Here is a 26495-nt window from a genome sequence, read left to right as displayed (position 1 = left end):
TCCGCAAGTGAGAGAGGAGGAACGTCATGCGCAAGCTGGTGATCCTGTCCTTGCTGATCCCGCTGCTTTGGCCGGCGAGCCTGCGCGCCCAGAGCGGAACGCGGGTCCCCGACCTGACCTTCGTCTTTCCCTCCGCAAGTTACGACCCTGTGCGTTACGAGAGCGGCATCCTGCTCAGCAACAACTGGCGCCGCCTGGGGCTGGAGGTGGAGGTCGTGCCCATGGACTTCACCGCCCTCAGTCGGCGCATCAGCACCCCGCCCTGGGACTTCCACGCCTTCATCTCTGGCTTCGTCGCCCGGCCGGAGCGGCTCGACCCCGACGTCCTGCTCTTCCGCCCCTTCCATTCCTCGCAGGACGTCCCCGGCGGCACGAACTTCATGGGCTACCGCAACCCGGAGTACGACCGGCTGGTGGAGGCGCAGCGGACGGAGATCGACGTGCGCAAGCGGCGGGAGATTGTCTTCAAGCTACAGGAGATCCTGGCCCGCGACGTCCCTACCATCACCCTTTACCATCCCGTCGAGGTGCACGCCTATAACAAGGAGAAGTTCCGCGGCCACGTTCCTACCATCGGTTACGGGATCTTCAACTTCTGGACCCTGGTGCAGGCCACGCCGCTCACTGGTGACGGGATCCTCAAGGTGGGCCGGGTGAGCGACATCGAGTCCACCAACCCCTTCGTGGAGGCGGGCGGCGCCAACATCGAGGTGATGCGCCTGATCTACGATACCCTGGCCCGCGTGGACCCTACTGGGAAACCGGTGCCATGGGCGGCGCGAAGCTGGCGCCAGGTGGATCCCACCACCGTGGAGGTAGAGCTGCGCAGCGGGATGACCTTCCACGACGGGCGCCCGGTGACGGCTGAGGACGTGAAGTTCTCCTATGACTACCAGAAGCGCTGGCCGGTCCCCCTGTTCAAGCCCTTCCTCGATCCAGTCAAAGAGGTGGAGATACTCAGCCCCACCCTCTTGCGCTTCCGCCTGGCCGAGCCGTTTCCCCCGCTCTTCCAGGCCACCTTCACCCAGATCTACCTAATCCCGCGGCACGTCTGGGGAGATGTGGTGGAACGGGAGCGGCTGAAGCACCCCCAGGACTGGGCCAACCCCACGCCCATCGGCAGCGGGCCTTTCAAGTTCGAGCTGTGGCGCCGCGGCGAAGAGACGCGGCTGGTGCGCTACGAGAAGCACTTTAACGCGCCCCGAGCCCGCGGCTTTATCCTGGTGAAGTTCGCCAACCAGGATGCGCTCTTCCTGGCCCTGAAGAAGGGTGAGATTGACATGCACGAGCGGCGGCTTCTGCCACAGCAGGTTGAGGAGGCCAAGACGGTGCCGCACCTGGCCCTGGTGCGCCGGCCCGATTTCGGCGTCTTCTACCTGGGCTTCAACCTGCGCAAGCCGCCCTTCAGCGATGTGCGCTTCCGCCGCGCGCTGGCCCACACGGTGAACTATGACGTCATCGTCAACGTCATCCAGCGCGGCCTGGCCGAGCCCGGCCGGGGGATGATCGCCCCGGTTAACGAATTCTGGCACAATCCGAACGTGCGGTACGCGGAGTTCAACATGGAGCGGGCGCGGTCTCTACTGCGGGAAGCCGGGTACACCTGGGACGCGCAGGGCCGACTGCTCATGCCCGCCCGCTGACCGCAACAGGGCCAAGGACGCGTATCCCGGGACATCTCGCCCGCGGTGCGGCAGGTGAGGTCGGAAGGAGGCATGGTGATGAGTGAGACCAAAGCCGCGCAGGTGCGGGGCACCTACGCTCCTTTTCCCCGCGCGGAATACCAGCAGCGGCTGGAGCGGCTCCGCCGGGTGATGGCCCAGCAGGGTCTGGACGCCCTGCTGCTCACGGCCAAGGAGAACGTGGTCTACCTCAGCGGGCTGCAGACCATCGGCTGGGATTCGAAGCACCGTCCTCTGGGGCTGATTGTACCGGCGGACAGCCGCCCTCCGGCGCTGGTGGTACCCGAATCCCTGGAGTTCGTGGCCTACGAGAGCTCCTGGATTGAGGACGTCCGACTCTGGGGTGGGGTGCGCGTGCCGGGAGCACCCCCCGACCCCATCCTGGCCATCCGCCGGGCACTGGAGGACCTGCACCTGACCGCGGCACGGGTGGGCTGGGAGCTGGGCTACGGCACCCGCCTGGCCATGCCGCAGGCAGACTACGAGGCCCTGCGCGCCGCCCTGCCGCAGATGAAGGTCGTCGACGGAGCTCCCGCCCTGTGGCAGGTTCGCGTCGTCAAGTCTCCCGCGGAGATTGAGGCCATCCGCCGCGCCTGTGCGGCCACCTCCCAGGCTTTCCAGGTGGGCTTTGCTGCCCTGCGCGAGGGGATGAGCGAGCGCGAACTGGCCGGCATCCTCTTCCGTGAGCTGGCCGCCACCGGATACCGCCCCGGCTTCGTCATGGTGCGCTCCGGCCGCTTGAAGTACCGCATGATCAACGTGGAGCCGTTCGACAAGCCCCTGCAGCGCGGCGACCTGGTGGTCGTTGACCTGGGGGCCACCTACAAGGACTACTGGTCCGACTTCATGCGCATGGCCGCTATCGGCGATCCCACGCCCGAGCAGCGCGCCTTCTTCGCCTGCGAGCTGGCGGCGCAGCAAGCAGGGGTGGCAGCCATACGACCGGGCATCCCTACCAGGGCTATCTTCGAGGCCTGCTGGGAGGTGATCCGGGAGATGGGCTTCGCCGAGCACGCCCGCATCGAGCGCGTGGGACACGGCGTCGGCCTGGATGTGCACGAGCCTCCCTCTATCGCCATGGACGGGGAGACCGTGGTCGAGGAGGGCATGGTGCTCACCGTGGAGCCCATCTTCAGCGACCGGCCCGACGGGCGCATCGGCAACTTCGCCCTGGAGGACGTCGTCGTTGTCACCGCCGACGGCCATGAGGTACTCAGCACCTTCCCCAGGGACCTCTGGATCGCCTGACCTTCCCGGCCCATGCGCGTCAGGTACCTGATCCGCCGCCTCGCCCAGAGCCTGCTGACGCTGTGGCTCATAGCCACAATCACCTTCGTCCTCTTCCGCCTCCTGCCTGGCGACCCGACGTACGCGCTGCTGGATCCCTCCTTTCCGCCGGACGTGCGCGAGCTGCTGCGGCAGCGCTTCGGCCTGGATCGACCGTTGTGGGTACAGTACCTGCACTTCCTGAGCAATGCGCTGCGTGGGGAGTTCGGCCGGTCATTCTTCTACCACCAGCCGGCGATGGGCATCGTCCGGGAGAAGCTGCTGAACACCGTGATCCTGGCTGCGGCGGCCTTCCTCTTTGCCTACACCCTGGGCATCCTGGGAGGCATGCTCCTGGCCTGGCGGCGCGGCTCCCGGCTGGAGCTGGGCGGGGTGACGCTGGCCCTGGTTTTTCGCTCCGCACCGCTGTTTTGGACGGGGATGCTCTCCATCATGCTCTTCTCCTTCACCCTGGACTGGCTGCCGCACGCCGGCCTGCGTACCCCTGGCTATGTGGCCAGCGGCGTCCTGGACAAGTACCTCAGCTGGGACTTCCTCACCCACCTGGTCCAGCCGGCGATAGTCTCCGGCCTCTACTTCCTGGGGTTTCCGCTGCTGCTGCTGCGGAACACGATGCTGGAGGTCCTGGGAGAAGACTACATCGAGCTGGCCCGGGCCAAGGGACTCGCCGAGGGGCGCATCATGTTCCACCACGCGGCACGCAACGCCCTCCTCCCGGTGGTCACCGCTGCCAGCATCTACATCGCCCTGGCCGCCGGCGGGATAGCCGTGATCGAGTACGTCTTCTCCTGGCCGGGCCTGGGCCTGGAGATCGTGGCCGCCACGCAGCGGCGCGACTTCCCCCTGGCCCAGGCGGCGTTCCTCCTGCTTGGCGCCATGGTGGTGGTGATGAATTTCTTCACCGACCTGGTGTACGGCTACCTCGACCCGAGGGTCTCCGTGCGCTGACCATGGACTGGCGGGCCCACCTTACCGTCATCCGCCGCGACCGTCTGGCCTCCCTCGGCCTCTTCGTTCTGGGCTTCTTTGCCCTGGTGGCCCTCTTCGCTCCCTGGATCGCCCCGCACGATCCGCAAGAGGTGCTGACCACACCGCAGGGCCGCGTCGCCTTCCTCCAGCCGCCCTCCCGGGAATACTGGTTCGGCACCACCAACCTGGGACGGGACATCTTCAGCCAGGTGGTCCTGGGTACGCGTGTAGCCCTGCTGGTCGGGCTGCTGGCGGCGATCCTGGTCACCACCGTGGGCACGGCCGTCGGGGTGGTGGCCGGGTACTATCGCGGCTGGGTAGACGACGTCTTGATGCGCGCCGTGGATGTGGCCTATGCCCTGCCCTTCGAACCCTTCATCATCGCGCTGGTGGGAATTCTCCGTCCCAGCATCTGGAACATCATCCTGGCCATCACGCTGATCATGTGGCGCTCCCCCGCCCGCATCATCCGTGCCCAGGTCCTCTCCCTGGTTGAGCGGCCCTACGTAAAGGCGGCGCGGGCCGCCGGGGCCGGCCACCTGCGCATCCTTGGACACCACATCACCCCCAACATCCTGCCGTTGGCCTTCCTCTATGTGGCCATTACGGCGGGGTGGGCCATCACCGCGGAGGCCAGCATAAGTTTCCTTGGCTTCGGGGATCCCCGCCTGGTCTCCTGGGGGCAAGTCCTGCACACGGCCTTCCTCACCGGATCCATTCGTGCGGCCTGGTGGTGGGTGGTGCCGCCCGGGGTGTGCATCATGCTGCTGGTGCTGGCCATCTTCTTCCTCAGCCGCGCCTACGAACAGCTGGCCAACCCCCGCCTGCGAACCGTCGCGGCGGTACGCGCCCCACTGGCGCCGGAGGCCACGGCGGTGGCTACAGCTCCCGCGGTGGCCCGGCTGCGCGAGCCATGAGCGCGCCCACCCACCCGAGCGCCACAGGCTCCCTGCTGGAGGTGCGCGACCTGATGGTGCGCTACCTCACCCCGGCCGGCCCGCTGACCGCTGTCGACGGCGTCTCCCTGGCGCTGCACCGCGGCGAAGCCCTGGGCGTGGTCGGGGAATCCGGCTGCGGGAAGAGCACCCTGGCCCGGGCGCTGCTGCGCATCCTTCCGGCGCAGACCGAGGTCAGCGGCCGGGTGCTGCTGGATGGGACGGACCTGCTGCGGCTACGGGAGGAACAGATGCGTCGCCTCCGCTGGGCGCGCATAGCGCTGGTGCCCCAGTCCTCAATGAATGCCCTAAACCCGGTGCACCGCGTGGGTGACCAGATCGCCGAAGCCATCCGCGCGCACCGCCCCATCTCCTCCGTCGCCGCGCGCCGCCAGGCGGAGTCCCTGCTGCAGGCCGTGGGGCTGGACGCGGACCGTTTCACCAGCTACCCCCACCAGCTCTCCGGCGGACAGCGGCAGCGTGTGGTCATCGCCATGGCCCTGGCCCTGCAGCCGCAGGTGCTCATCGCCGACGAGCCGACAACGGCGCTGGACGTCATCACGCAGCACGCTATCGTGAAGGAGCTGATCCGTCTGCGGCGGGCACTGGGCGTGGCCGTCCTCTATATCTCCCACGACATCTCCCTGGTAGCGCAGACCTGCGACCGTATCGCCGTCATGTACGCGGGCCGCCTGGTCGAGGTGGGACCCACGCGGCAGGTCCTGCACCGCCCGGCCCACCCCTACACCATGGGGCTGCGCAACGCCTTCCCCGACCTGCGCCGCGCCCGGCGGCTTATCTCCATCCCCGGTGCGCCCCCGTCGCTGCTGGGTGAGGTTCGTGGCTGCCCGTTCCAGCCGCGCTGTCCCTTCGCTGTGGGGGTCTGCGCCACCATCACGCCGCCCCTGCTCCCCGGAGAAGACGGCCGGCTCACCGCCTGCCACCGCGCCGCCGAGGCGCCAGCATTGCGTCTCCTGGCCGAGGACGAGCGGCTCTGGGAGCAGGTGCCTGCATGAGGAGCATGCAGCGGCCGCAGCACCCTGCTACCACCAGCGCAAGTGCGGCGTCCCTGCTGGAGGTGCGCGACCTGCACAAGGACTTCTTCCTGCGTGGCGGGCTCGTCGGGGCGTCCTGGAGGCGTATCACTGCACTGTCCGGGGTAAGCTTCTCCGTCCCGCCCGGCCGGATCGTCGGCGTGGTGGGAGAAAGCGGCTCGGGAAAGTCCACGCTGGGGGAACTGGTGGTCGGCCTGCAGGAGCCCACCGGGGGAGAGGTGTGCTTCGACGGGCGCCCCCTCTCCGCCTGGTTGCGCCGCAGCCCCAGGGAGTTCCGGCGCCGGGCGCAAATCATCTTTCAGAATCCCTACGAATCGCTCAACCCCCGCTTCACCGTCATGGACGCGGTGGAGGAGCCACTGGTCATCCAGGGAGTGCCCCGACGGGCGCGCCGCGACGCCGTGGTGCAGGCGCTCACGGATTGCGGCCTGCGCCCCGCGGAAGACTTTCTTCTCCGCTACCCCCACGAGCTCTCTGGCGGGCAGCGGCAGCGGGTAGCCATCGCTCGCGCCGTGGTTGTGGATCCCGACTTCCTGGTGGCGGACGAGCCCGTCTCCATGCTGGACGTCTCTGTCCGCTCCGGCATCCTCAACCTCCTGGCGGACCTGCGAAAGCGCCGCGGTCTGGCCATTCTGTTCATCTCCCATGACCTGGCCACGGTGCGTTACCTCTGCGACGAGATCATCGTCCTCTACCTGGGCCATATCATGGAGCAGGGCGCCGCGGAAGAACTGGTGCGCCGTCCGCGCCACCCCTACACCCAGGCGCTCTTGGCAGCTGCTCCTCTGGCCGACCCCGACCAGCCATTGGGCGAGGTGCCCGTGCGCGGCGAGCCGGAGACGGGGACGCATGAACGTGGATGTGTCTTCGCGCCGCGCTGCCCGCACGCCGTGGAGCGTTGTCGGGCCGAGAGGCCCCCGCTGCGTCCGGTGGTCCCGGGAGTCCTCGCCGCATGCCATTTCGCCACGCCACAGGGCCGTACCCAGGTGTCCGTATGACCGCCACGGATCGAATCGCCGCATTCGTCCACGAGCTCTCCGTCGCCACACTCTCGCCGACGGTGATAGCGGTGGCGCGGCGCTGCCTACAGGACACCCTGGGCTGCATCCTCGGCGGTGCGGGCACCGAGCCGGGGCGCTACGCTGCCGCCCTGGCGCGGGAGATGGGCGGAGCGCCGGAGGCCACCCTCGTCCTCAGCCAAAGCCGGCTGCCCGCGCCGCTGACCGCCTTTGCTCACGCCACCATGGCCAACGCCCTGGACTTTGACGATACCCTCTTTGGCCACCCCGGAGCTACAGTGGTCCCCACGGTGCTGGCGCTGGGGGAGGCGGTTGGGGCCGACGGGTCCGCTCTGCTGGCCGCACTGGTGGCAGGCTATGAGGTCTCCGCGCGGGTCGTGGCCTGTGCCCGGCCGCTGATCCCCCGGTACACGGCCATGTGGGATTTGGGGACGCTGCAGACCTACGGAGCGGCCGCGGCGGCGGCGAAGCTCCTCGCGCTCCCCCCGCAGAAGGTGAACGCCGCGCTGGGCCTGGCGGGAGCCACGGCGCCGGTGCCGCTTGGGCGCAAAGACCGCGCGCTGGCGGAGCAGGGGCGCTCGATGGTCAAGTCCGCGTACGGGTGGACGGTGCACAGCGCCATTCTGGCGGCGCGCCTGGCGCAGCGCGGCTTCACCGGCCCGGCCCAAATCTTCGACGGCACCATGGGGTTCTGGGAGATGGGCGCCGCGGCCACGCCACGTATCGCTCATCTCACGGACCGTCTGGGCGAGACCTACCTGCTCGAGGAGGTGCAGTTCAAGCCCTACCCAGCATGCCGTTTCCTGCATCCGGTTCTCGATGGAATTCGCAACCTCCTCGCCATCGGCGTGCGGGGGGAAGCGGTTCGCGGCGTGGAGGTAAGAGGATTTTCTCTGTTGCAGGATGAGTACCACAACATCTCCCGCCCCCGCAGCCCTACCGATGCTCAGTTCAGCGTGCCGTACACGGTTGCCGTCATGCTGCTGGATGGCCGCCTCGGGCCCGATGCCTTCACTCCCGAGCGGCTAACCGATTCCCGCACCCTGGCGCTGGCAGATCGCGTGCGGGTCACGGTCGACCCGGACTTCGAGGCCGCCTACCCACAGCAGCTCGGAGCGGCTGTCACCATAACGGTCACGGACGGCCGTAGCCTGGAAGCGCGGGTGGACCGCCCTCGAGGCGATCCAGGACGCCCGCTAACGGAGGAGGAGCTTCGAGAGAAATTTCACTTGCTGAGCGAGCCCGCCCTGGGCCGCGATCGGACTATGGCTCTGGGCGCCCTGATCGACGCTTTACCCGAGTTGGACTCTGTACGCAGCCTCACCGCGCTGCTGCGCACCCCTGCCCCGGGCTGATGCCTGCGACCCTGGCCTGCCGTGGCTGACGGACGCGTCGCTCTGGTCACCGGCGCTGGCCGGGGCATCGGCCGGGCCACGGCGCTGGCGTTGGCCCGAGCCGGTGCCCACGTGGCGGTGAACTACCACACCAGCATTGACGGCGCAGAAGCCGCAGTCCGCGAGATCACCGGCCTGGGGCGCCGCGCCATCGCCGTCCGTGCCGACGTGGCCGACAGCGCCCGCGTAACGTCCATGGTGGAGGCTGTCCTCCGGCAGATGGGTCGCATCGATATTCTGGTGAATAGCGCGGGGACTGCCTCACGGATCGCCACTACCGATCTAACCGAGGCGGAGTGGGACCGCGTGGTGGACGTCAACTTGAAGGGAGCCTTCCTCTGCGTGCGGGCGGTACTGCCGACCATGATGGCTCAGCGATGGGGACGCATCATCAACATCTCGTCCATCGCCGGACAGACCGGCGGCCGCCTCGGGGCTCACTACGCCGCGGCGAAGGCGGGGCTGCTGGGCTTGACGAAGTTTCTGGCCCGGGAACTGGGCCCCTGGGGGATTACGGTAAATGCCGTAGCGCCGTCGGGTATACCCACCGACCTCCTGTCCCAGACGGGGGTGGACCCGGCGGCACTGGCGGAGCGTCCTGTGGGGCGCGCCGGGACCCCTGAGGAGGTGGCGGCAGCGGTCGTCTTCCTGGCTTTCGACGCCGCCGCATACATCACCGGGCAGACGATCAGCCTCAACGGCGGGCTGTGGATGGGCTGATCCGGCCCCCCGGCCGCGCCGCGGCGGAAGGAGCGAATGCATGATCGACCCACGCGGATTGCTGGCAGAGATGCTTGACGGCACCGCGCACCGGATCCATCGAGTCCTGACCGACATCAGCGAGGAAGATGCGCGGGCCCGTCCCCAGGGCCTTGCCCCCATCGTCTGGCAGGTAGGCCACATAGCCCTGGTGGATGCCCGGGCGCTGGTGCGTAGCGGGGTGGCCGTCGAGGTGCCTCCTGCCTTCGAGCCCCTCTTCACCGCCGGCAGCGGCGGCGAAGCCGACTACCCTCCGCTGGCCTCGGTGCTCCCGGTACTTGACAGGGTGAACGACCGCCTGCGGCAGCTGGCGCTGGAAGGGGACCTGGCCCGGAAGGTGGAGGGCACGCACAGCTATGCCACCGCGGGTGAGGCGCTGCTCTTCCTCCTCTACCACCGCGGCTACCACATCGGGAAGATCACCACGCTGCGGGCGCTGCTGGGGAAGGGAAGGGTTTTCGGCTAGCCGGACATCGGGTCACCGTCACCGCCCGCGGGAGGGCCCGCCCCCCGCCCACCGTGTGCCCTGCAGCCGGGCGGGCTGCCCCACCTCGTCGAGAGCCTGGCCACCTGCGCCCCCGCGAACCGGTCTGCGTCGATGCCTGCAGGGCGGCTGCCCTGTCCACCCAAAATCGGGTCTGCGCCCGATTGACTCGGCGGGACTCGGACTGCAGGGTGGCCTCAAGGACGGAATTCGGCGGATGACGGCCGGATCGTTGCGGAATTCGTCTCCATTTTCCCGGGCCATCGACGAAGTGGACCGGCAGATCCTGCTGCACCTGCAGCAGGATGGCCGGCTGACCAACAGCGAGATCGGTCGCCGCCTGGGGCTGGCCGAGGGGACCATCCGGCGGCGCATCGAGCGCATGCTGGCAGACGGCATTGTGCGCATCGCCGCCGTGGCCAATCCCTTCAAGATCGGCCTGCCCATCGTCGCCCTCATCGGCATCGAGGTGGACCCCCCGCGGCTGGAGGAGGCTGCCCGCCGCCTGGTGGCGATGCCCCAGGTCCGCTACGTGGGCTACTCCACGGGCACCTACGACATCATCATCGAGGCCATCTTCCCCTCAAATCAGGCTCTGCTACACTTCCTCACCCGTCAGCTGGCCAGGATCCGGGGTATCCGCAAAACCGAGACCTCGCTTCAGCTTGATGTGCTCAAACGCAGCTATGAGTGGCAAATCCCTCCGGTGGGTCCCGAGATGAGGCGGGATGGCGCCATCCGCCCCGGCGGGCGACGGCGCGCCTTCACACGGAGAGCCTCTGAGCCGAAGACACGGCGTTAGCGGACAGACTTGCCGGCCAGGAGGTGACAACACCAGGTGACACCAGGAGGTGACAACATGAAGAACCCGCACGTGGCGGTACTGGCAGCCCTGGTCGCCCTGCTCGTGCTTTCGGCAGGCACGCCGGGCGCGTGGGGCGCGGCGGCCAAACCCAAACCCGGGGGCTGGCTCGTCCTGTCGTTAGGGACAGACCCTCCCATCTTCGACTCCGCCCTGGCCACGGGGATCCCCAACCTGGGGATCATCCTCCAGGTGAGCGAGACGCTGACCAGGATCAGTCCGGAGGGCGGGAAGGTGCTGCCGGCGCTGGCCGAGTCCTGGTCCGTCTCCCCGGACGGCCGGACCTGGACGTTCAAGCTGCGCCGCGGCGTGCGCTTCCACGACGGCACCCCCTTCAACGCCGAGGCGGTGAAGTTCAACGTGGAGCGTATCCTGGACCCGGCCACCCGGGCCCCGGCGCGGCCGGCCTTCACCATGATCGACCGCGTCGTTCCCGTGGATGAGACCACGGTGCAGATCGTCACGGCCGGCCCCTTCGCCCCGCTGCCGGCCCAACTGGCCTACGCCCCCATCGCCATCAACAGCCCCACCCAGGTGAAGAAACTGGGGGCCAACTACTTCACCGCCCCCATGGGAACCGGGCCCTTCAAGTTCGTGCACCACCTGAAGGGCCGGGAGGTCCGGCTGGCGGCCAACAAGGAGTACTGGGGCGGGACCCCGTACCTGGAGGGCCTGGTCATGCGGCCCATCCCGGAGACGGCCGCCCGGGTCATGGCCCTGGAGGCCGGCGAGGTAGACGCCATCTACCATGTCCCTCCGCGCGACGCCGCCCGCCTGCGGGCCAATCCCCGGTTCACCGTGCTCACCCCGCCGCCGCAGCGGAAGATCTTCGTGGGCATGAACGTGCAGTGGGGCCCCTTCAAGGACAAGCGGGTGCGCCAGGCCCTTAACTACGCGGTGGACAAGAAGGCCATCGTGGACAAGCTCTTCCTGGGTCTGGCCAAGATCACCGACTCACCGGTGCCCCACACCGGGTACGGTTACTTCCCCATCAAGACCTACGAGTACAACCCGGCCAGGGCCCGGCAGCTCCTGGCGGAGGCCGGCTACCCTAACGGCTTCCGGGCCACGTTGCACTATGCACCGGGCCGCTACCTCCTGGATACGGAAGTGGTGGAGGCGGTGCAGTCCTACCTGGCGGCGGTGGGCGTGCGCGTGGAGATCATCCGCATGGAGTGGGGCGCCTACCAGGCGGTGCTGCGCAAGGGGGTCCAGGAGAGCATCGTCCAGATGTTCTTCATCGGCTGGGGGCTGCCCACCCTGGACGCCGACCTGGCGGTGAAGGACTACACGGAGGAGTCCTGGGCGCCCGGTGGCCTGAACAACATGTTCTACGCCCGGGACGACCTTACCCGGCTGGTCCTGGCCCAGCGTTTCTTCACCGACCCGGAGAAGCGGCTTTACGCCCTGCGCAAGATCCAGGAGATCATCATGGAGGACGCGCCGCAGATCTTCCTGTACACGGAGCCGCAGATCCACGCCAAGAAGGCCGACGTGAAGGACTTCATCATCTCGGTTACCGAGATGGTGGACGAGCTGCACAAGACCTGGCTGGACCGCTAGGACCGACGTGCACCGATACCTGGCCCGTCGGCTGACGATCATGGTGCCCATGTTACTGGGGGTCTCCATGATCGTCTTCGTGCTCATCCGGCTGATCCCCGGCGATCCGGCGGAGCTACTGGCCAGCCAGTGGGCCACCGCCGAGGATATCGCCCTGGTCCGCCGCGCCTGGGGGCTGGACCGTCCCCTTCCTGTGCAGTACGCGGTCTTCCTGACCAACCTGCTGCGCGGCGACCTGGGCCGGTCGGTGGCCTCCGGGGTTCCGGTTGCCGCTGAGATAGCCGGGAGGTACCCGGCTACCCTGCTCCTCGCCGCCGCCAGCATGGCTGTGGCCCTGGTCGTCGGGGGGACGGCGGGTGTCGTTTCCGCACGGCGGCCGTATTCCTGGTGGGACAACGGCGCCATGGTTCTGGCGCTGGTGGGCGTCTCCATGCCGGCGTTCTGGTCAGGCCTGATGCTCATCTTCCTGTTTGGCGTCCTCCTGGGGTGGCTGCCGGCCAGCGGCATGGGGACGCCACGACACCTGGTGCTCCCCGCGGTCACCCTGGGCCTGGTGGCCGCGGGGATCATCGCCCGGCAGACCCGTTCCAGCATGCTGGAGGTCTTGGGCCAGGACTACATCCGCACCGCTCGCTCCAAAGGGGTGGACGAGGTCGCCGTCACCTACCGGCACGCGCTGAAGAACGCCCTTATTCCCGTGGTGACCATCGTGGGCCTGCAATTCGGCACGCTGCTGGGCGGCTCGGTGGTGGTGGAGAGCGTCTTCGCCTGGCCGGGGATGGGGCGGCTGCTGGTGGACGCCGTCCTGGTGCGCGACTACCCCATTGTCCAGGCCAGTGTCCTGCTCTTCGCCGCCACCTTTGCCCTGATCAACCTCCTGGTGGACGTGCTCTACGCCTTCCTCGACCCCCGCATCCGCTACGGATGAGGCCCCGGAGATGGCTACCCGGATGCTAGCACTTGGTGTCACGGTCCCACGGGCCAGGTGGGCGCAGCACCGCGCGCTGCGCACCTTCCTGCGCAATCGCGCGGCCAAGGCGGGGCTGGCCATCCTTATCCTCCTGGGACTCGCCGCCGCCTTCGCCGGGGCCATCAGCCCCCACCCGCCCCTGGCCGCGGACCTGAACCGGATGCTGCAGCCCCCCTCGCGCGCCCACCCCCTGGGCACCGACGAGCTGGGGCGGGACCTGCTCAGCCGCGTCCTCTACGGTGCACGTATCTCCCTCACCCTGGGCTTTGTCTCCGTGAGCATCGGCCTGCTCGCGGGCACCGCGTTGGGCGCGCTGGGCACCTACCGCGGCGGGTGGGTGGACCTGCTGTGCATGCGATTCGTGGACGTACTCCTCTCCTTCCCCCCGGTGCTGCTGGCCATCTGCATCGTGGCGGTGATGGGCCCCAGCCTCTACAACGCCATGATTGCCATCGGCATCGCCCAGATGCCGGTGTACGCCCGCCTGGTCCGGGGCCTGGTGCTGGCCATCCGGGAGCAGCAGTACGTGGAAGCCGCCCGCGCCCTGGGCGCACACGACTCCCGCATCCTCCTGCGGCACATCCTGCCCAACTGCCTCTCTCCCCTCATCGTCCAGTCCACGCTGCAGGTGGCCTCGGCGATCCTCTCCGCAGCGGCTCTGGGCTTCCTGGGGCTGGGAGCGCAGCCCCCAACGCCGGAGTGGGGGGCAATGCTCAGCAAGGGCCGGCTGTACCTGCGGGTGGCGCCCCACCTCACGGCCTTTCCGGGGCTGGCCATCTTCGTCACCGTGCTCGGCTTCAACCTCTTCGGCGACGGCCTGCGGGACGCGCTGGACCCCCGCATGGCCGCGCGCCTGGGTTTGTAGGAGGGAACGAGATGGAAGACGCCATCCGGCACGTCCTGGGGCAGGTCGATGACGATTACACCCTGGACCTCACCCGCCGGCTGATCCAGGTCCCCAGTGTCGCCCCTCCGCTGCAGCTTGCGGAGATTGCCGAGGTGGTCTCCCGGGAGCTCGCCGGCTACGGGCTGTCTCCCCTGGTGGACGGCGACAGCGGCGAGGGTTGGTCCCGGCCCAACGTGCTGGCCACCGTGGGTGAGGGCTCGCCGGTCCTGCTGCTGGCCGCGCACACCGACGTGGTGCCTCCTGCCGACCTGACCCGGTGGCGTCATCCCCCATTTGCCGCCGTCGTCGAGGACGGGCTGCTCTACGGCCGGGGGGCAGCCGACACCAAGGCCAGCCTGGGAGCCATGATGGCGGCGCTGCGCGCCGTCGTCCGGTCAAAGGTGCCCCTGGCGGGGAAGGTAGTGCTGGCCGCCTGGGCCGGGGACGAGTGGCGGCCCCCGCAGGCGCGCTGGTTCAACGGGCTGGCCTACCTGGCAGAGGCAGGCAGGCTGCGGGCCGACGCAGGCATCTTCGGCGAGCCCTACGACCTGCGCATCTGCTGCGCCAGCCGGGGACGGGTCTGGTTCCGCATCGAGGTGGGAGGAGAGTCCACCCACTCCGCCACAGGCAAGGGCATCAATGCCATCCTCAACGGGGTGAAGGTCATCGACGCTGTCTACGGGATCGAAGTTCGCGAACACCCGGTCCTGGGGCGGGACACCATCAACGTGGGCACCATCGAGGGAGGCGTCCAGCCCAACATCGTCCCCGACAGCTGCCGCCTGACCTTCGACATCCGCTTCGGCCCTCCGCGCAGCACCCGGGACATTGAGGGGGAGGTGCGAGCCGCCTTGGAAGCCCTGCGCGCGGACTCGACCTTCCTGCTTCGCGAGCTGGCGGTGACGGAGCGCCGCGAGCCCATCGACTTCCCTGATGCCGGGCCGCTGGTGGCGGCCCTGCGCGCGGGGGGCGAGGCCGCGGGGCGCGAGCTGGCCCTGGGCGGGGCGCTCTCGTTTGGGGACATCGCCGACTGGAAGGACGCCGTGGGACTGAGGGAGGCCTGCCTGTTTGGCCCGGGGAAGACGGCGCAGGCGCACGCCATCAACGAGCACGTGGCCGTGGCCGACCTGATCGCGGCCGCCCGCATCTACGCCGCGGCAGTCGTCGCCTACTGCGGGGTGGCCCGCTAGGGACGGGAGATGCAGACTGCTCACCGCGTCCTGGCCTGCTTGGACGAGGAGTACCTCTTCTGGCTGCTGCGGCGGCTGGTGCAGATCCCCAGCGTCAACCCACCGGGCCGTCTTGCTCCCATCGCCACCTTCGTCGCCGAGGAGCTGTGCGCTCAGGGGCTGCAGGTGGAGGTGGCCGGGGACGTCGGCCAGGGGTGGGAGCGACCTAACGTCCTGGCCTTCCTGCCCGGCGAGCGCCCGGAGTGGGGCGTGCTCTTTTCGGCGCACACCGATGTCGTTCCCGCCTACGACCTCCACCTGTGGCGTCACCACCCCTTCGCTGCCGAGGTGGCCGACGGCGTGCTCTTCGGGCGGGGGGCGGCGGACTGCAAGGGCAGCCTGGCAGCGATGATGGCAGCCCTTCGGGCTCTGAAGCGGGCGGGCCTGGCTCCGGTGCGGTCGGTGGCGCTGCTGGCCTGGGCCGGGGACGAGTGGCATCCGCCGGAGGCCCGCTGGTTCAACGGGGAGACCTACATGGCCACCCATGGTTACCTCCGCCCCGCGCCGTACGTCGGCGGAGAGCCCTACGATCTGACCATCTGCTGCGCCAGCCGGGGGCGGGTCTGGGCACAGGTGGAGGTTGCCGGCAAGAGTGCCCACGCCGCGTCCGGCGCAGGGGTGAACGCAATCCTGGCGGCCGTGCGGATCATCAAGGCGGTCTACGCCCTCCCCCGGCAGAACCATCCCCTGCTCGGCCGGGACACCGTCAGTGTGGGGACGATCCGCGGCGGGCAAAAGACCAACACCGTCCCGGACCGCTGCGAGCTTGTCTTCGATATTCGCTTCGCTCCGCCGCGGACGACAGCGGAGGTGATGGCACTGGTGCGGGAGGCTGCCCAGGCAGAGGCCGACCGCAGCGGCGCTGCGCTGCGTCGGCTGGAATTCCCGGAGCGGCGCGAGCCCATCGAATTCCCGGCGGGCGGGGGGCTGGTCCGCGCCCTGCAGGAGGCCGGCAGAGCGGCGCTTGGCCGGGAGCTGCCGCTTGGGGGCGCCGTCTCCTTCGGCGACATCGCCGACTGGAAGGACCGCGTGGGCATCACGGAGGCCTGCCTCTTCGGCCCGGGGGAGACCGCGCAGGCTCACGCGGTGGACGAGCACGTGGCCCTGGCGGACGTCGCCGCCGCCGCCCGCGTTTACGCGCTGGCGGCGCTGCGCCGCGCCGGAGCGGGATGACGCTCCAGGAAGCCTGCGCCAGGGTGGTGGCAGACTGCCTGGCCATCCGCCGCGGGGAGGCGGTCCTCATCCTGCGTGATCACCAGGAGACGCTGGGCCTGCACGCCGGGTTCGTCCAGGCGGTGCGGAAGGCGGGAGCTGTGCCCGTGGTTGTGGCGCTGCCGCCGGCGCAGGACGCGGCAGAGGTGCCGCGGGCGGTGCGCGCGGCGCTGGAAGGGGCCGACGCCATCCTTGTGTGCACACCCTGGATCTTCCCCCACGACCTGAGGCGGCAGGCGCTGGCGGCGGGAGCGCGCCTGCTCTCCCTGTGCGGGGTGACCGACGCCATGCTGCTGCGGGCGGCGGAGGCAGACTACCCCCGGCTGGGGGAGGTCACCCGCGCAGTGGCCGCCGCGTTTGCCACCGCGGCTACCCTGACCATCTCCACCCCGGCGGGCACCGACATCCGTGCCCGCATCCAGGGCCGACGGGTGGTCTCCCTGGACGGAATAGCCACCCGGCCAGGTACCGCCTCGGGGCTGCCCGCGGGCGTGGTGGCTGTCACCCCGGTCCCGGGGTCAGCCGAGGGGCGGCTGGTGCTGGACGGCAGCATCGAGGGGCTGGGGCTGGTCGAAGAACCGGCGGTGCTCACGGTCGAAGCCGGCCGGGTGGCCGCCATCTCCGAAGGCAAGGCCGCCCGCTGGCTGGAGGCGCAGTGGGCTGTGGAACCGCCGGGCGCCCGAGTGGTGGCCGAGCTAGGCATCGGCACCAACCCCTTCGCCCGCTACTGCGGCCGCCTGGTGGAAGACGAGCGGGTGGCCGGCTCGGCCCACGTGGGCTTGGGGCAAAACACGCACCTGGGCGGGGAAATCACAGAGGGCACCCACCGGGACGCCGCCATGCGGGAGCCCACGGTGCGGCTGGACACGAGGGTGATTGTACGTGACGGCAGGCTGGAGCTCTGAACAGAAAGCGTAAAGGAGGGGTGCCGCTCATGCTGACCCGCGAGGAGTACCTGCGGATTCCGCTGGAGGAACGGCTGATCAAGCTGCCCGCGGAGGACCACCAGCGGGCCGAGCGTCTCTTCCAGGACCTGGTCACCGTCGACCTGCACACTCACATCTTCGGGTCGCTACAGTTCCACTTTGACTACGACCTGGTGCGCCAGACCGGAGTCACCGGGTTCTTCGAAGCGGTACCGGTGCTCTCCGAGGAGTTCGCCGACGCGGTGGAGCTGCTGGCCCGCTACCAGAGCGTGGTGGCGCGCCAGCCCGGCATGGTGGTGGCCACCCGGGCTGAGGACCTGCGCCGGGCGAAGCGGGCCGGCCAGCAGGCGGTGATGTTCCAGCTGGAGCCACAGGCCGTAGGACGCAAGCTGGAGCGAGTGGAGCTCTTCTACGGCATGGGCGTGCGCATGATGCTGCTCACCTTCAACACCCGCAACTTTGTCGGCGACGGCTGCGGGGAGGAGACGGACACCGGTCTGAGCCGCTTCGGGCGGGAGCTGGTGCGGCGGCTGAACGCGGCGCGCGTGCTCATCGACCTGTCGCACTGCGGAATCCAGACATCCCTGGAGGCCATCGCCTCCTCCGAGGCACCGGTTCTGTTCAACCACACCGGGGCTCGCGCCCTCAACCCGCCGTGCGCCCGCCTGATCACCGACGAGCAGATCCGCGCCGTGGCCGCTAAAGGTGGCCTGGTGGGCATCTCGGCCATCCCCAATCAGCTCTCCAGCAAGCCGGAGCAGGGGATCGACGACCTGCTGGACCATGTGGACTACGTGGCCCGGATGGTGGGGGTGGAGCACGTGGCCATCGGCCTGGACAACACCTTCCACGACCAGGTGGCGATGCACCGCAAGCTGCAGGCGGAGCGGCCCGAGGAGTTCAGGCGTATGGGTATCACCCTGGCGGCCAACTTCATGTACGGCATCGAATCGCCCCTGGAGTGGAAGAACATCATCCGCGGACTGGTGGCCCGGGGATATCGGGACGAGGAGATCGAGAAGATCGTCGGCGGCAACGCCCTGCGGCTGATCGAGGAGGTGGTGGGGTGAGCCAGGTCTCCGTGGTACCCGGGTACACCCGCCAGCTGGCGGAGTTCATCACCCAGGCCAGGGTGGACGCGTTCCCCCCTGAGGCGGTCGAACGGGTGAAGCTGCACCTGCTGGACGCGCTGGGCATCATGCTGGGGGCGTATGCCACCCGGCATCCGGTGGTGGACGGGGTGCTCCGGCTCGCCCGCGAGGCCACCGGCCGCGCCGAGGCCACACTGGTAGGTACGGGAGAGAAAGTGGCGTGCGCGGAGGCGGCCATGGCCAACGCCGTGCTGGCCAACTTCCTGGACTTCAGCGACGGGCACTTCATGGGCGGACATATCAATGACCGGCTGGTGCCCGTTTGCCTGGCGGTGGGCGAGCGCAGCGGCGCCTCCGGCAGGGAGGTGCTGGCGGCCCTCCTGCTGGGCTACGAGGTGTACATCCACCTGGCGGCCACGTTGTTTGCGGCGGTGGAGGCGGGCTCGGTGCGCCTGCCCTACTTCGTCGTCGTCGGTGCCCTGGCAGGCGCCGCGGCGGCGGGCCGCCTCCTGCGCCTCTCCGCGGACCAGGTGGCCGGGGCCCTGGGCCTGGCCGCATCCTTCCAGCTGGCCGGAGCCCAGTACGTGCACAGCGGAGGCCAGGAAAAAGACCTCTGTCCCGGGCACGAGGCCAGGCGGGCGGTCATCTCCGCGCTGCTGGCGCAGCGGGGCGTCCTGGGCTCTGTGGACATCCTGGAAGGGGAACGGGGCCTGCTGCGCCTCGTGGGGGCAGACCTGCCCCCGGAGGGGGCGGCGGACCTGGGAAGGAGGTGGCGGATGACCGAGTGCTACCTGAAGCCCTACCCGGCCTGCCGTTACCTGCACGCCTCCATCGAGGCGGCGCTCAAGCTGCATGCGCAGGGGGTGGACCCTGCGGAGGTGGAGAGCGTCACCGTCACCACCAACAGCTCGTCCGCCGCCCGGACCTGCTACCACATCCGCTCTCACGTCAATGCCATCTTCAGCCACCCCTACCAGTTGGCCGTAGCCCTGGTGGAGGGGAAGACAGACCTGCCCACGGCGTGGGCGGCCAAGCTGCAGGACCCGCGGATCGCCGACCTTCTGCCCAGGGTGCGGGTGCGGGCCACCGCGGCCTACAACGAGCTGCACCGGCGCCGGTCCCTCAGCCAACCCCCCTGGCCGGCGGAGGTGGAAGTCGTGCTGCGGGACGGAAGGCGCCTCACCGCCGGGGTGAGATCTCCTCGCGGCGATCCGGGGAACCCTCTGACCGTGGAGGAGGTGGAGGAGAAGTTCACCACCCTGGCGGGACGGGCGCTCAGTCGGAAGGGAGTGAGCCGCCTGCGGGAGGCCGTGCATACCCTGGAGGCCCTGCCTCACATAGGAGGGCTCACCTCTCTCCTGGCCGCGGATCTCGGATGAACGTCCTGGTCATCGGCGGGACCAGACGGTCCGGTCCGCATCTGCTGCGGGCCCTGGCCCGGGCCGGCTACCGGGTGACCTGCCTGCACCGCGGCACTCACCGCGCCCCGCTGCCTCCGCAGGTCCGGGAGGTGCTCGCCGACCGGCGGGACCCCGCGGCCTTCGCTGCGGCCGTGGAGCCCCTGGAGGTGGAGACGGTGGTAGACATGATCGCCATCAACGACACGGACGTGGAGTCGGTGATGCGCCACCTCGGCGGCCGGATCGCCCACTACGTGGTGATCAGCAGCTACGATGTCTACGCCGCCTATGAGGCGGCGTGGTTCCACCGTCCCTATCCTCACCCCCTGCCCATCGCCGAGGACGCGCCCCCTGCCACGGTCCGCCACCTGTACGGACGGGAAGCCGGGTACGACAAGGTGCTGGTGGAGGAAGCGGCGCGCCGCGCCGCGGCCTCTTGTGGCGTGCGCCTGACCATCCTGCGCTACCCGGCGCTGTATGGACCTGGAGACACCACGCCCCGGGAGTGGTACTACGTCCGTCAGGTCCTGGACCGGCGGCCCGTGGTCATCGCCCCCAACGGGGGGCAGGCCCTCTTCAGCCGCGGGTACCTGGAAAACATGGCGCACGCCGTGGCTCTGGCGGTGGAGGCGCCGCCGGTGCACGAACGGGTGTGCAACGCCGCGGATACCGGCCAGTTCACCGTCCGCCAGATCATCGACGCGGTGGCGGCCATCCTCGACCACCGCTGGGAGGTCATCGACTTACCGGAGGGTCTGCTCCCCCCTCACCGCCCATCGCAGGCGCTGCCCTACTGCATCGACCCCTATCATATCCAGCCCCACCTGCTGCTGGACACGACGCGGCTGCGGGCAGAGCTGGGTTACACCGACGTGGTCTCCCCGGAGGCGGCCCTGGAGGCGACGGTGCGCTGGCTGGCCGGGCGGCCGGATGCGGTGCGGGCCGCCGCTCCCCTTGACTACGCCGCCATCGACGCCGCCGTCGCCGCCGCCCGCCGCGGGGCGTAGCCTACGATTCAGCCGTGTGCATACCCATCCTCTCTCGCCTCGCGGGATCCTCGCCTCGGGTTTGCTCCAGCCGGTGGGGATGCCAGGCTCTCCGGGCCTCGCATCGATGCGTCACGGGGACAGTGGGGAGAGATGGGGACCACGGGGACGATCCTGGTGAGCGAGGACCAGGCGGCGCACCGGATCTCCCTGCAGCAGGTGCTGGGCCACCAGGGCCACACGGTCATGGGGACGGAGCTGCGGCCGTCGAGGCGAGCAGTCGGCATCGGGAGGAGCACGTGCGGCAGGTGGCCGCCTTGAGCGTGCGGCTGGCCGCCGCAGTAGGTGTGACCGAGGAGAGTGCGCTGGTCGTCCGAAGAGCGGCGTTGCTGCACGATGTGGGCAAGATCTGTTTGCCCGAGAGCATCCTGCTTAAGCCGGGCCGTCTCAATGAACAGGGGTTCGCCGCCGTCAAGCGTCACACCATCCACGGCGCCATCCTCTGGATGTCCAAAGGCCTACCCCAATCGCCAAAGGTCTGGTTCGAGGTCAGGACGATGCTGCCACGCTCGTAGCGCGCCGCCACCAGCTGGGAAAACACCGTTGCCCCGAGCTTGTCGAGGGGGAAGGTAGCCCGGCTCGTGGATGATCAGGAGCTTCGGTGCCAGGTAGATGCGCCTGCGTCGCTGTAGCCTCACGCTCCCTCCTTCGCCGCGGTCGGTCAGGTGTGCCGCCTGGTTTTAGTTTGCCGGCCCGCTCGCCCCTCCTGCCCGACCGGCGGCAGCAGCACCACGTGCACGATCCCCGGGCCGTGCACGCCCACCGCCAGGCTCATCTCGATGTCCGCGGACCGGCTGGGGCCGCTGGTCAGCACCAGCGCGGCCGGAAGCCCGTCCAGCCGCTCCACCAGGCCGAAAAGGTCCGGGAGCACCCGGTCTTCCCGCAACAGCGCCACGTGCACCGGTGGAAGCAGGGACGCCGAACGGGGCCGGTCTGCGCGGGCCAGCAGCACCAGGGTGGCGGACTCCGCGATCCCGTAGTCCGCACCCGCAACACCCACCTCCGCCTCCGCCACCCGGTCCCAGTACACAAGGGGGACCCCCAGCTCCCCCAGCGCGGCCCCAAGGTCGTGTAGAGCCGGCTCCACGTAGGTCCGCCTTCCCTCGCACAGCCGCGCCACCGCCGCGACCAGCTGTCCGGGATCGTCCAGGCGGTGCACACCGACCCCCAGCTCCTCCGCACGGCGGACGAACACGCCCAGTAGGTCTGCTTTGAGCTGCCGACGGTACTCCGCGGCCTCCGCCGGTACCTCCGGAGCAGGGAGGTCCGGGGCCTCGCCCGTCCGCGCGGATCGCACGGCACGCAGGATCTCCTCCCGGCTGTTCACCTTCGTGAGTCCCGGTGAAAGGGTGTGGGGCTGAGGCGCGGCAGGTCCCGGCCACGCGCCCAGCGGTGCAGAGGACCTGCCGGTACGCGACGGACCAGGGGCTCCAGCGCCCGCACGGCGGCCGACGCCCACCGGTACAGCCGCGGACGGGACAGCAGCCAGCCCGCCATCCGTGCGGCCCTCCGCTCCCAGCTGGCTGCCGCCGTCCAGCGCGCCCGTGCCCGCAGGGCCACCAGCATGCGGGGGATTTCGATGCGCAGCGGGCACACGTCCCGGCACGCCCCGCACAGGCTCGACGCGAAGGGCAGGTCCAGCAGCCCCCGGCCGCCGGTCAGCGCGGGGGTCAGCACCGCGCCGATGGGCCCCGAGTACACGGAGCCATAGGCGTGTCCACCGGCCCGCTCGTACACCGGACAGACGTTGAGGCAGGCGCTGCAGCGGATACACTGCAGGCCCTCCCGCAACTCTGGGTCGGCCAGCATCCGGCTGCGGCCGTTGTCCACCAGCACCAGGTGAAACGCATCCGGCCCGTCCATCTCCCCGGGCCTCCGTGGGCCTGTGAGGAACGACACGTACGCGGAAAGCCGCTGCCCCGTGGCGCTGCGGACCAGCAGGGGCAGGAACACCGCCAGATCCGCCAGCCGCGGGACCACCTTCTCGATGCCTGCCACCGCCACGTGCACCCGCGGCAGGGTGGTCACCATCCGGGCGTTACCCTCGTTCTCCACCACCACCACGGTGCCCGTCTCCGCCACCAGGAAGTTGGCGCCAGTGATCCCCACGTCCGCTCCGAGGAACGTCTGCCGAAGGTGGGCACGGGCCGCCGCGGTGAGGATCGGGACGGACGCGTCCGGCGGGGTACCCAGGTGGCGGGCAAACAGCTCCGCCACGTCCTCCCGCCGCCTGTGGATGATGGGTGCGATGAGGTGGGACGGCCGGTCACCGCTGATCTGTACCACGAACTCGCCCAGGTCCGTCTCCACGGGTTCCATGCCGGCCTCCAGGAGGGCCCGGTTGAGCTCTACTTCTTCTGTGACCATGGACTTGCTCTTGGCCACCCGGCGGGCGCCCGCCTCGCGGCAGACCCGTACCACGCACGCCGCCGCCTCCTCCGCGTCCCGGGCCCAGTGCACGTGGCCACCTCGGGCGTGCACGGCACCCTCCAGCTGCTCCAGGTACCGGTCCAGGTTGGCCAGCGTATGTTCCTTGATCCGCTTGGCGCGGTCCCGCAGGGCATTGAAGTGTGGGAGCTCGGCGGTCACCTGTGCGCGACGTGCGACGAGGTTGTCGGTCACCCTCCGGATGGCCTCGCGCAACGTGGGATCCAGCACCGCGCGGGCGCTCGCTTCCCGGAATCCGACCGCGGTGGGGGTCACAACCCGCCCAGCACCTCCGCCAGGTGTAGACAGCGCAGGGCGATCCGCTGCCGGCTCCCACCGCCTGCCAGGTGCAGCAGGCAGCCCAGGTCGGTGGATACCAGCGCCTCCGCGGCCGTGGAGGCCGCGTCGTGCAGTTTGTCCCGCAGCATGGCCTCGGACACCTCCGGGAACTTCACGCAGAACAGACCCCCGAACCCGCAGCAGGCCTCCGGGTGGGCCAGCTCCACTAACTGCAGCCCCGTCACCCGACGGAGGAGGGCCCGCGCGCAGTCGGCCGCACCGCAGTTCCTCAGCAGGTGGCAGGAGGCGTGGAAGGCCACGCGATGCGGGAAGCGGGCACCCACGTCCTCGACGCGCAGCACCCGCACCAGGAACTCGGACAGCTCGTAGGTGCGGTGCGCCACGGCCCGGACGCGGCCTGCCCACGGATCAGTGGCCAGGAGCTGCGGGTAGAACTCCCGCACGGTGGTGGCGCACGACCCGGACGGGGTAACCACCGCGTCGAAGGGTTCGAAGGTCTGCATCCACCGCCGGGCGAGCTGTGCTGCCTGGTCGGGGAAGCCATCGTTCAGGAGGGGTTGACCGCAGCAGGTCTGGTCCGCCGGCACCGCCGCCGCTACCCCCACCCGCTCCAGCACCCGTTGGGTCGCCCGTGCCACCTCGGGGGCGAACTGGTCCACCAGGCAGGTGACGAACAGGGCCACGCGAGGCGGGCCGTCAGCCATTCCAGGGAATGCGTACGCCCTCCGGGTCCCGGGGTCCTGCGCACGACCCGCACCAGCCCCGCAACGACCGGTGGCCTGACAGAAACTCGCTGACCGGGGTGGCGCGTGCACCACCCGCGAGACCCCGTACTCGGGAGGGTGGCTGTCAGGGGTTGCCCCTGGTCATCGTACTGGAAGGCCTATCTCCAGGTCCGGCGGCAGCCGTTGCGGCTGGTACGCGGCGGCGGCCACCACCTGCCACGAGACCGCCCGCTTGGGCACGCCCCGAACCCACAGCCGGCCGTCCTGCCAGCCCACGTCGTCCGGGTGCACCTGCAACAGGGCCGCGGCGATCTGGGCGAAGGACGTCTCGTGGCCTTGGCCGTGGGGCACTGACCCCGTGCGCACCACCACCCGGCCCTTGGGCTCCACCACCACCGCGGCGCTCTCCCACAGCTGGCTGGCGGGCCGCTCCACTGAAGGCACAGACTTCACGGGGACCCCGAAGGAAGCGGCCGCCTTCTTCGGTCAAAAGACCGTCCAAGCCGTAGAGCCCTTTGGCCAGGTAGGAGCAGGAAAGGGTGAACGGGGTGACCTGGATGTGCCGGGAGCCGAGAGTCTCCCCCAGCGGGGACTACGCGTGGCGAAGTCGTAGGCCGAGCCGACGCCGGCAGGGGGACCAGGAGCTGGTGGAGCGGATGCGGGGCATCTGGGAGGGCAGCGGCCGGACGTACGGGCCTCCCGGGTGTGGGCGGAGCTGCGGGCCTGCGGGCTGCGGTGCGGGCGCAAGCGGGTAGCACGGCTGATGCGGGCCGCAGGGCTCGCGGGGGCGTCGTCTCCCTCAGGCCGGTTACATTACCCTCTCGAACCAAAACCTCCGGGGCTTAGTCGTCCTCACCCCCTCTGCGGAGAGCAGGGTTGGTGCCGGGGGCGGTGAAAGGTAGCGGTGAACGATGCCCCTGGAAGTGAACCATGAACGTATGGCGGATGTCGGTTGTGGCAGCCCTGCTGCTGGCTCTGGGCGGGGCGCAGGCTCAGGTTCCGGCACCTTAGCGCTCAAGCTGGCGGTCCTGGGGTTCGACCTGGTGGACGACGGCCTGCATAAGCTGCTAGACCTGCGGCTGCGCCCGACCTGGACCTCCTCCTGATGTCCCGCTGATGCCAGGCCTGCGTGACCTTCCCGGGGAAAGGAGCGTGCGCAGCGCTCAGCTGCACGCCGTCGAGACGCTGCTGGAGCGGGCCATGGCGGAGGGTATCTTCCCCGGGGCGGTGCTGCAGGTCAGACAGGGCGGGCATGTCGTGCACCACCATGCCTACGGGTGGGCGCAGATGCTGCCCCGGCGGCGGGGCATGACGCCCGGGGCGATCTTCGACCTGGCCTCGCTGACCAAGCCGGTCACTGCCACGGCGGTGCTGCAGCTCTGGGCGGCCGGGGTCCTGGACATCGACCGCCCGGTGCGCGACTACCTGCCGGCCTTCGGTGCCGCGGGGAAGGAGGCGGTGACCCTGCGCCACCTGCTCACCCACACCGCCGGCCTGCCAGCGTGGGTCCGCCTCTACCTGCACACCAGGTCTGCCCGGGAGGCTTGGGACTACATCTGCCGTCAGCCGGCGAACGGCTCGCCCGGAGAGCGGTTCGAATACAGCGACCTGGGGTACGTCGTCCTGGGAGAGGTTGTCGCCCGCATCGGCGGGATGCCGCTGGACCGCTACGTTGCCCGGTGCATCGCGCCGGTTCTGGGCTGGCGGTGGACGAGATTCCGCCCTCCCCTTCGCTGGCGAGGGCGCTGCGTGGCTACGGAGGCGGGCAATGAGTACGAGCGGCGGGTCGCGGGCGCTGAAGGGGAGGGCTTCGCCTGGAGGAACGGGGTGATCGTGGGCCAGGTGCACGACGGGAACTGCCACTACACCTTCGGTGGGGTCGCCGGGCACGCCGGCCTCTTCGGCCCGGCGGATGAGGTGGCGGTGCTGGGGCAGGCGATGCTGCACGGCGGGTGGGCGCCTGGCGGGCGGCTACTTGATGAAGGCGTGGCGGCGGAGGCGGTGCGGGATCAGATCGGATCGCGCCTGGGGACGGGGATGGGGCTGGGCTGGCGCTGCCGCCTCGGCGCAGACTGGATGGGCGAACGGGCTTCGCCCCGGGCGTTCGGGCACACCGGATTCACCGGAACATCCCTGCTGGTGGAGCCACAGCGGGCGCTGGTAGTGGTGCTGCTGACCAACCGGGTCCACCCCCGGGCGCCGGCTGATGCTACCGCCATCGACGCGCTGCGGCGGGCGGTGCACGATGCCGTGCTGGAGGCGCTGGGATGAGCC

The 26495-nt window shown here is 69.7% G+C and carries 26 protein-coding genes and 1 pseudogene; 22 read left to right on the top strand and 5 right to left on the bottom strand.

The window, feature by feature from the left end; translation table 11 throughout:
- The first annotated feature begins 26 nt into the window (after positions 1-26).
- The 21 genes from QN152_04170 to QN152_04070 all read left to right on the top strand — a co-directional run bounded on the left by QN152_04170 (position 27) and on the right by QN152_04070 (position 21284).
- Entirely contained in the window at positions 27-1643 is a 1617-nt protein-coding gene (locus tag QN152_04170; GenBank protein ID MDR7538711.1) for an ABC transporter substrate-binding protein, read from the top strand.
- A gap of 78 nt (positions 1644-1721) precedes the next feature.
- Positions 1722-2930, top strand: coding sequence for a Xaa-Pro peptidase family protein (locus QN152_04165; GenBank protein MDR7538710.1), 1209 nt, complete (start codon positions 1722-1724; stop codon positions 2928-2930).
- A gap of 12 nt (positions 2931-2942) precedes the next feature.
- The gene (locus QN152_04160) at positions 2943-3917 is read left to right on the top strand and encodes an ABC transporter permease (protein MDR7538709.1); all 975 of its coding nucleotides are present in this window, start codon (positions 2943-2945) and stop codon (positions 3915-3917) included.
- Between the two features lie 2 nt (positions 3918-3919).
- Complete coding sequence (locus QN152_04155) at positions 3920-4855, top strand: ABC transporter permease (protein ID MDR7538708.1); 936 nt, start codon at positions 3920-3922, stop codon at positions 4853-4855.
- Positions 4852-5889, top strand: a complete 1038-nt coding sequence (locus QN152_04150) for an ABC transporter ATP-binding protein (GenBank protein MDR7538707.1) — start codon at positions 4852-4854, stop codon at positions 5887-5889. Before QN152_04155 ends, QN152_04150 begins: the two co-directional genes overlap by 4 nt.
- Entirely contained in the window at positions 5886-6926 is a 1041-nt protein-coding gene (locus tag QN152_04145) for an ABC transporter ATP-binding protein (protein MDR7538706.1), read from the top strand. The genes QN152_04150 and QN152_04145 overlap by 4 nt, the downstream gene beginning before the upstream one ends.
- The gene (locus QN152_04140; GenBank protein ID MDR7538705.1) at positions 6923-8302 is read left to right on the top strand and encodes an MmgE/PrpD family protein; all 1380 of its coding nucleotides are present in this window, start codon (positions 6923-6925) and stop codon (positions 8300-8302) included. Before QN152_04145 ends, QN152_04140 begins: the two co-directional genes overlap by 4 nt.
- Positions 8303-8323: 21 nt before the next feature.
- The gene (locus QN152_04135) at positions 8324-9061 is read left to right on the top strand and encodes a 3-oxoacyl-ACP reductase family protein (protein ID MDR7538704.1); all 738 of its coding nucleotides are present in this window, start codon (positions 8324-8326) and stop codon (positions 9059-9061) included.
- Positions 9062-9101: 40 nt separating this feature from the next.
- Complete coding sequence (locus tag QN152_04130) at positions 9102-9566, top strand: DinB family protein (protein ID MDR7538703.1); 465 nt, start codon at positions 9102-9104, stop codon at positions 9564-9566.
- 235 nt (positions 9567-9801) lie between these two features.
- The gene (locus QN152_04125) at positions 9802-10386 is read left to right on the top strand and encodes an Lrp/AsnC family transcriptional regulator (protein MDR7538702.1); all 585 of its coding nucleotides are present in this window, start codon (positions 9802-9804) and stop codon (positions 10384-10386) included.
- Between the two features lie 57 nt (positions 10387-10443).
- Positions 10444-12009, top strand: a complete 1566-nt coding sequence (locus QN152_04120) for an ABC transporter substrate-binding protein (protein MDR7538701.1) — start codon at positions 10444-10446, stop codon at positions 12007-12009.
- Between the two features lie 7 nt (positions 12010-12016).
- Positions 12017-12937, top strand: coding sequence for an ABC transporter permease (locus QN152_04115; protein MDR7538700.1), 921 nt, complete (start codon positions 12017-12019; stop codon positions 12935-12937).
- 10 nt (positions 12938-12947) lie between these two features.
- Positions 12948-13844 carry an ABC transporter permease gene (locus tag QN152_04110; GenBank protein ID MDR7538699.1) on the top strand — a complete coding sequence of 299 codons (897 nt, stop codon included), beginning with the start codon at positions 12948-12950 and terminating at the stop codon, positions 13842-13844.
- A gap of 11 nt (positions 13845-13855) precedes the next feature.
- Positions 13856-15055: a M20/M25/M40 family metallo-hydrolase gene (locus QN152_04105; GenBank protein ID MDR7538698.1), complete on the top strand. Its 1200-nt coding sequence runs from the start codon at positions 13856-13858 to the stop codon at positions 15053-15055.
- Positions 15056-15064: 9 nt separating this feature from the next.
- The gene (locus tag QN152_04100; GenBank protein MDR7538697.1) at positions 15065-16267 is read left to right on the top strand and encodes a M20/M25/M40 family metallo-hydrolase; all 1203 of its coding nucleotides are present in this window, start codon (positions 15065-15067) and stop codon (positions 16265-16267) included.
- The gene (locus tag QN152_04095; protein MDR7538696.1) at positions 16264-17211 is read left to right on the top strand and encodes a hypothetical protein; all 948 of its coding nucleotides are present in this window, start codon (positions 16264-16266) and stop codon (positions 17209-17211) included. The genes QN152_04100 and QN152_04095 overlap by 4 nt, the downstream gene beginning before the upstream one ends.
- Before the next feature lie 29 nt (positions 17212-17240).
- Entirely contained in the window at positions 17241-18302 is a 1062-nt protein-coding gene (locus tag QN152_04090) for a membrane dipeptidase (protein ID MDR7538695.1), read from the top strand.
- On the top strand, positions 18299-19702 hold the full coding sequence (locus QN152_04085; protein ID MDR7538694.1) for an MmgE/PrpD family protein: 1404 nt from the start codon (positions 18299-18301) through the stop codon (positions 19700-19702). The genes QN152_04090 and QN152_04085 overlap by 4 nt, the downstream gene beginning before the upstream one ends.
- The gene (locus QN152_04080; protein MDR7538693.1) at positions 19699-20730 is read left to right on the top strand and encodes an NAD-dependent epimerase/dehydratase family protein; all 1032 of its coding nucleotides are present in this window, start codon (positions 19699-19701) and stop codon (positions 20728-20730) included. The genes QN152_04085 and QN152_04080 overlap by 4 nt, the downstream gene beginning before the upstream one ends.
- A gap of 132 nt (positions 20731-20862) precedes the next feature.
- On the top strand, positions 20863-21030 hold the full coding sequence (locus tag QN152_04075) for a hypothetical protein (GenBank protein MDR7538692.1): 168 nt from the start codon (positions 20863-20865) through the stop codon (positions 21028-21030).
- Complete coding sequence (locus tag QN152_04070) at positions 21009-21284, top strand: HD domain-containing protein (protein ID MDR7538691.1); 276 nt, start codon at positions 21009-21011, stop codon at positions 21282-21284. The genes QN152_04075 and QN152_04070 overlap by 22 nt, the downstream gene beginning before the upstream one ends.
- On the opposite strand, the pseudogene QN152_04065 reads toward QN152_04070, so the two are convergent.
- From QN152_04065 to QN152_04045, 5 genes and pseudogenes are all read right to left on the bottom strand, one after another.
- Positions 21230-21404 (bottom strand): annotated as a pseudogene (locus QN152_04065) (ATP-binding protein). The gene QN152_04070 and the pseudogene QN152_04065 overlap by 55 nt on opposite strands.
- A gap of 26 nt (positions 21405-21430) precedes the next feature.
- Positions 21431-22066, bottom strand: a complete 636-nt coding sequence (locus QN152_04060) for an LUD domain-containing protein (GenBank protein MDR7538690.1) — start codon at positions 22064-22066, stop codon at positions 21431-21433.
- Positions 22067-22092: 26 nt separating this feature from the next.
- On the bottom strand, positions 22093-23472 hold the full coding sequence (locus tag QN152_04055; GenBank protein MDR7538689.1) for a LutB/LldF family L-lactate oxidation iron-sulfur protein: 1380 nt from the start codon (positions 23470-23472) through the stop codon (positions 22093-22095).
- Positions 23469-24200: a (Fe-S)-binding protein gene (locus QN152_04050; protein MDR7538688.1), complete on the bottom strand. Its 732-nt coding sequence runs from the start codon at positions 24198-24200 to the stop codon at positions 23469-23471. Before QN152_04050 ends, QN152_04055 begins: the two co-directional genes overlap by 4 nt.
- A gap of 162 nt (positions 24201-24362) precedes the next feature.
- Positions 24363-24656: a hypothetical protein gene (locus tag QN152_04045; GenBank protein ID MDR7538687.1), complete on the bottom strand. Its 294-nt coding sequence runs from the start codon at positions 24654-24656 to the stop codon at positions 24363-24365.
- Between the two features lie 717 nt (positions 24657-25373).
- Here QN152_04045 and QN152_04040 point away from each other — a divergent pair.
- The gene (locus tag QN152_04040) at positions 25374-26492 is read left to right on the top strand and encodes a serine hydrolase (protein ID MDR7538686.1); all 1119 of its coding nucleotides are present in this window, start codon (positions 25374-25376) and stop codon (positions 26490-26492) included.
- The last annotated feature ends 3 nt before the right edge of the window (positions 26493-26495 follow it).

The sequence above is a fragment of the Armatimonadota bacterium genome (genome assembly GCA_031459715.1).
In the GTDB taxonomy this organism is placed as follows: domain Bacteria; phylum Sysuimicrobiota; class Sysuimicrobiia; order Sysuimicrobiales; family Humicultoraceae; genus Humicultor; species Humicultor tengchongensis.
Note: the sequence above shows the minus strand (reverse complement) of the source record. Positions and strands in the feature narration are given on the sequence as shown.

Excerpts from the sequence above, each read along its gene's own strand:
- QN152_04170 (MDR7538711.1), top strand. The coding sequence starts at position 27 with ATGCGCAAGCTGGTGATCCTGTCCTTGCTGATCCCGCTGCTTTGGCCG.
- QN152_04165 (MDR7538710.1), top strand. The coding sequence starts at position 1,722 with ATGAGTGAGACCAAAGCCGCGCAGGTGCGGGGCACCTACGCTCCTTTT.
- QN152_04160 (MDR7538709.1), top strand. The coding sequence starts at position 2,943 with ATGCGCGTCAGGTACCTGATCCGCCGCCTCGCCCAGAGCCTGCTGACG.
- QN152_04155 (MDR7538708.1), top strand. The coding sequence starts at position 3,920 with ATGGACTGGCGGGCCCACCTTACCGTCATCCGCCGCGACCGTCTGGCC.
- QN152_04150 (MDR7538707.1), top strand. The coding sequence starts at position 4,852 with ATGAGCGCGCCCACCCACCCGAGCGCCACAGGCTCCCTGCTGGAGGTG.
- QN152_04145 (MDR7538706.1), top strand. The coding sequence starts at position 5,886 with ATGAGGAGCATGCAGCGGCCGCAGCACCCTGCTACCACCAGCGCAAGT.
- QN152_04140 (MDR7538705.1), top strand. The coding sequence starts at position 6,923 with ATGACCGCCACGGATCGAATCGCCGCATTCGTCCACGAGCTCTCCGTC.
- QN152_04130 (MDR7538703.1), top strand. The coding sequence starts at position 9,102 with ATGATCGACCCACGCGGATTGCTGGCAGAGATGCTTGACGGCACCGCG.
- QN152_04125 (MDR7538702.1), top strand. The coding sequence starts at position 9,802 with ATGACGGCCGGATCGTTGCGGAATTCGTCTCCATTTTCCCGGGCCATC.
- QN152_04120 (MDR7538701.1), top strand. The coding sequence starts at position 10,444 with ATGAAGAACCCGCACGTGGCGGTACTGGCAGCCCTGGTCGCCCTGCTC.
- QN152_04110 (MDR7538699.1), top strand. The coding sequence starts at position 12,948 with ATGGCTACCCGGATGCTAGCACTTGGTGTCACGGTCCCACGGGCCAGG.
- QN152_04105 (MDR7538698.1), top strand. The coding sequence starts at position 13,856 with ATGGAAGACGCCATCCGGCACGTCCTGGGGCAGGTCGATGACGATTAC.
- QN152_04100 (MDR7538697.1), top strand. The coding sequence starts at position 15,065 with ATGCAGACTGCTCACCGCGTCCTGGCCTGCTTGGACGAGGAGTACCTC.
- QN152_04095 (MDR7538696.1), top strand. The coding sequence starts at position 16,264 with ATGACGCTCCAGGAAGCCTGCGCCAGGGTGGTGGCAGACTGCCTGGCC.
- QN152_04090 (MDR7538695.1), top strand. The coding sequence starts at position 17,241 with ATGCTGACCCGCGAGGAGTACCTGCGGATTCCGCTGGAGGAACGGCTG.
- QN152_04080 (MDR7538693.1), top strand. The coding sequence starts at position 19,699 with ATGAACGTCCTGGTCATCGGCGGGACCAGACGGTCCGGTCCGCATCTG.
- QN152_04075 (MDR7538692.1), top strand. The coding sequence starts at position 20,863 with ATGGGGACCACGGGGACGATCCTGGTGAGCGAGGACCAGGCGGCGCAC.
- QN152_04050 (MDR7538688.1), bottom strand. The coding sequence starts at position 24,200 with ATGGCTGACGGCCCGCCTCGCGTGGCCCTGTTCGTCACCTGCCTGGTG.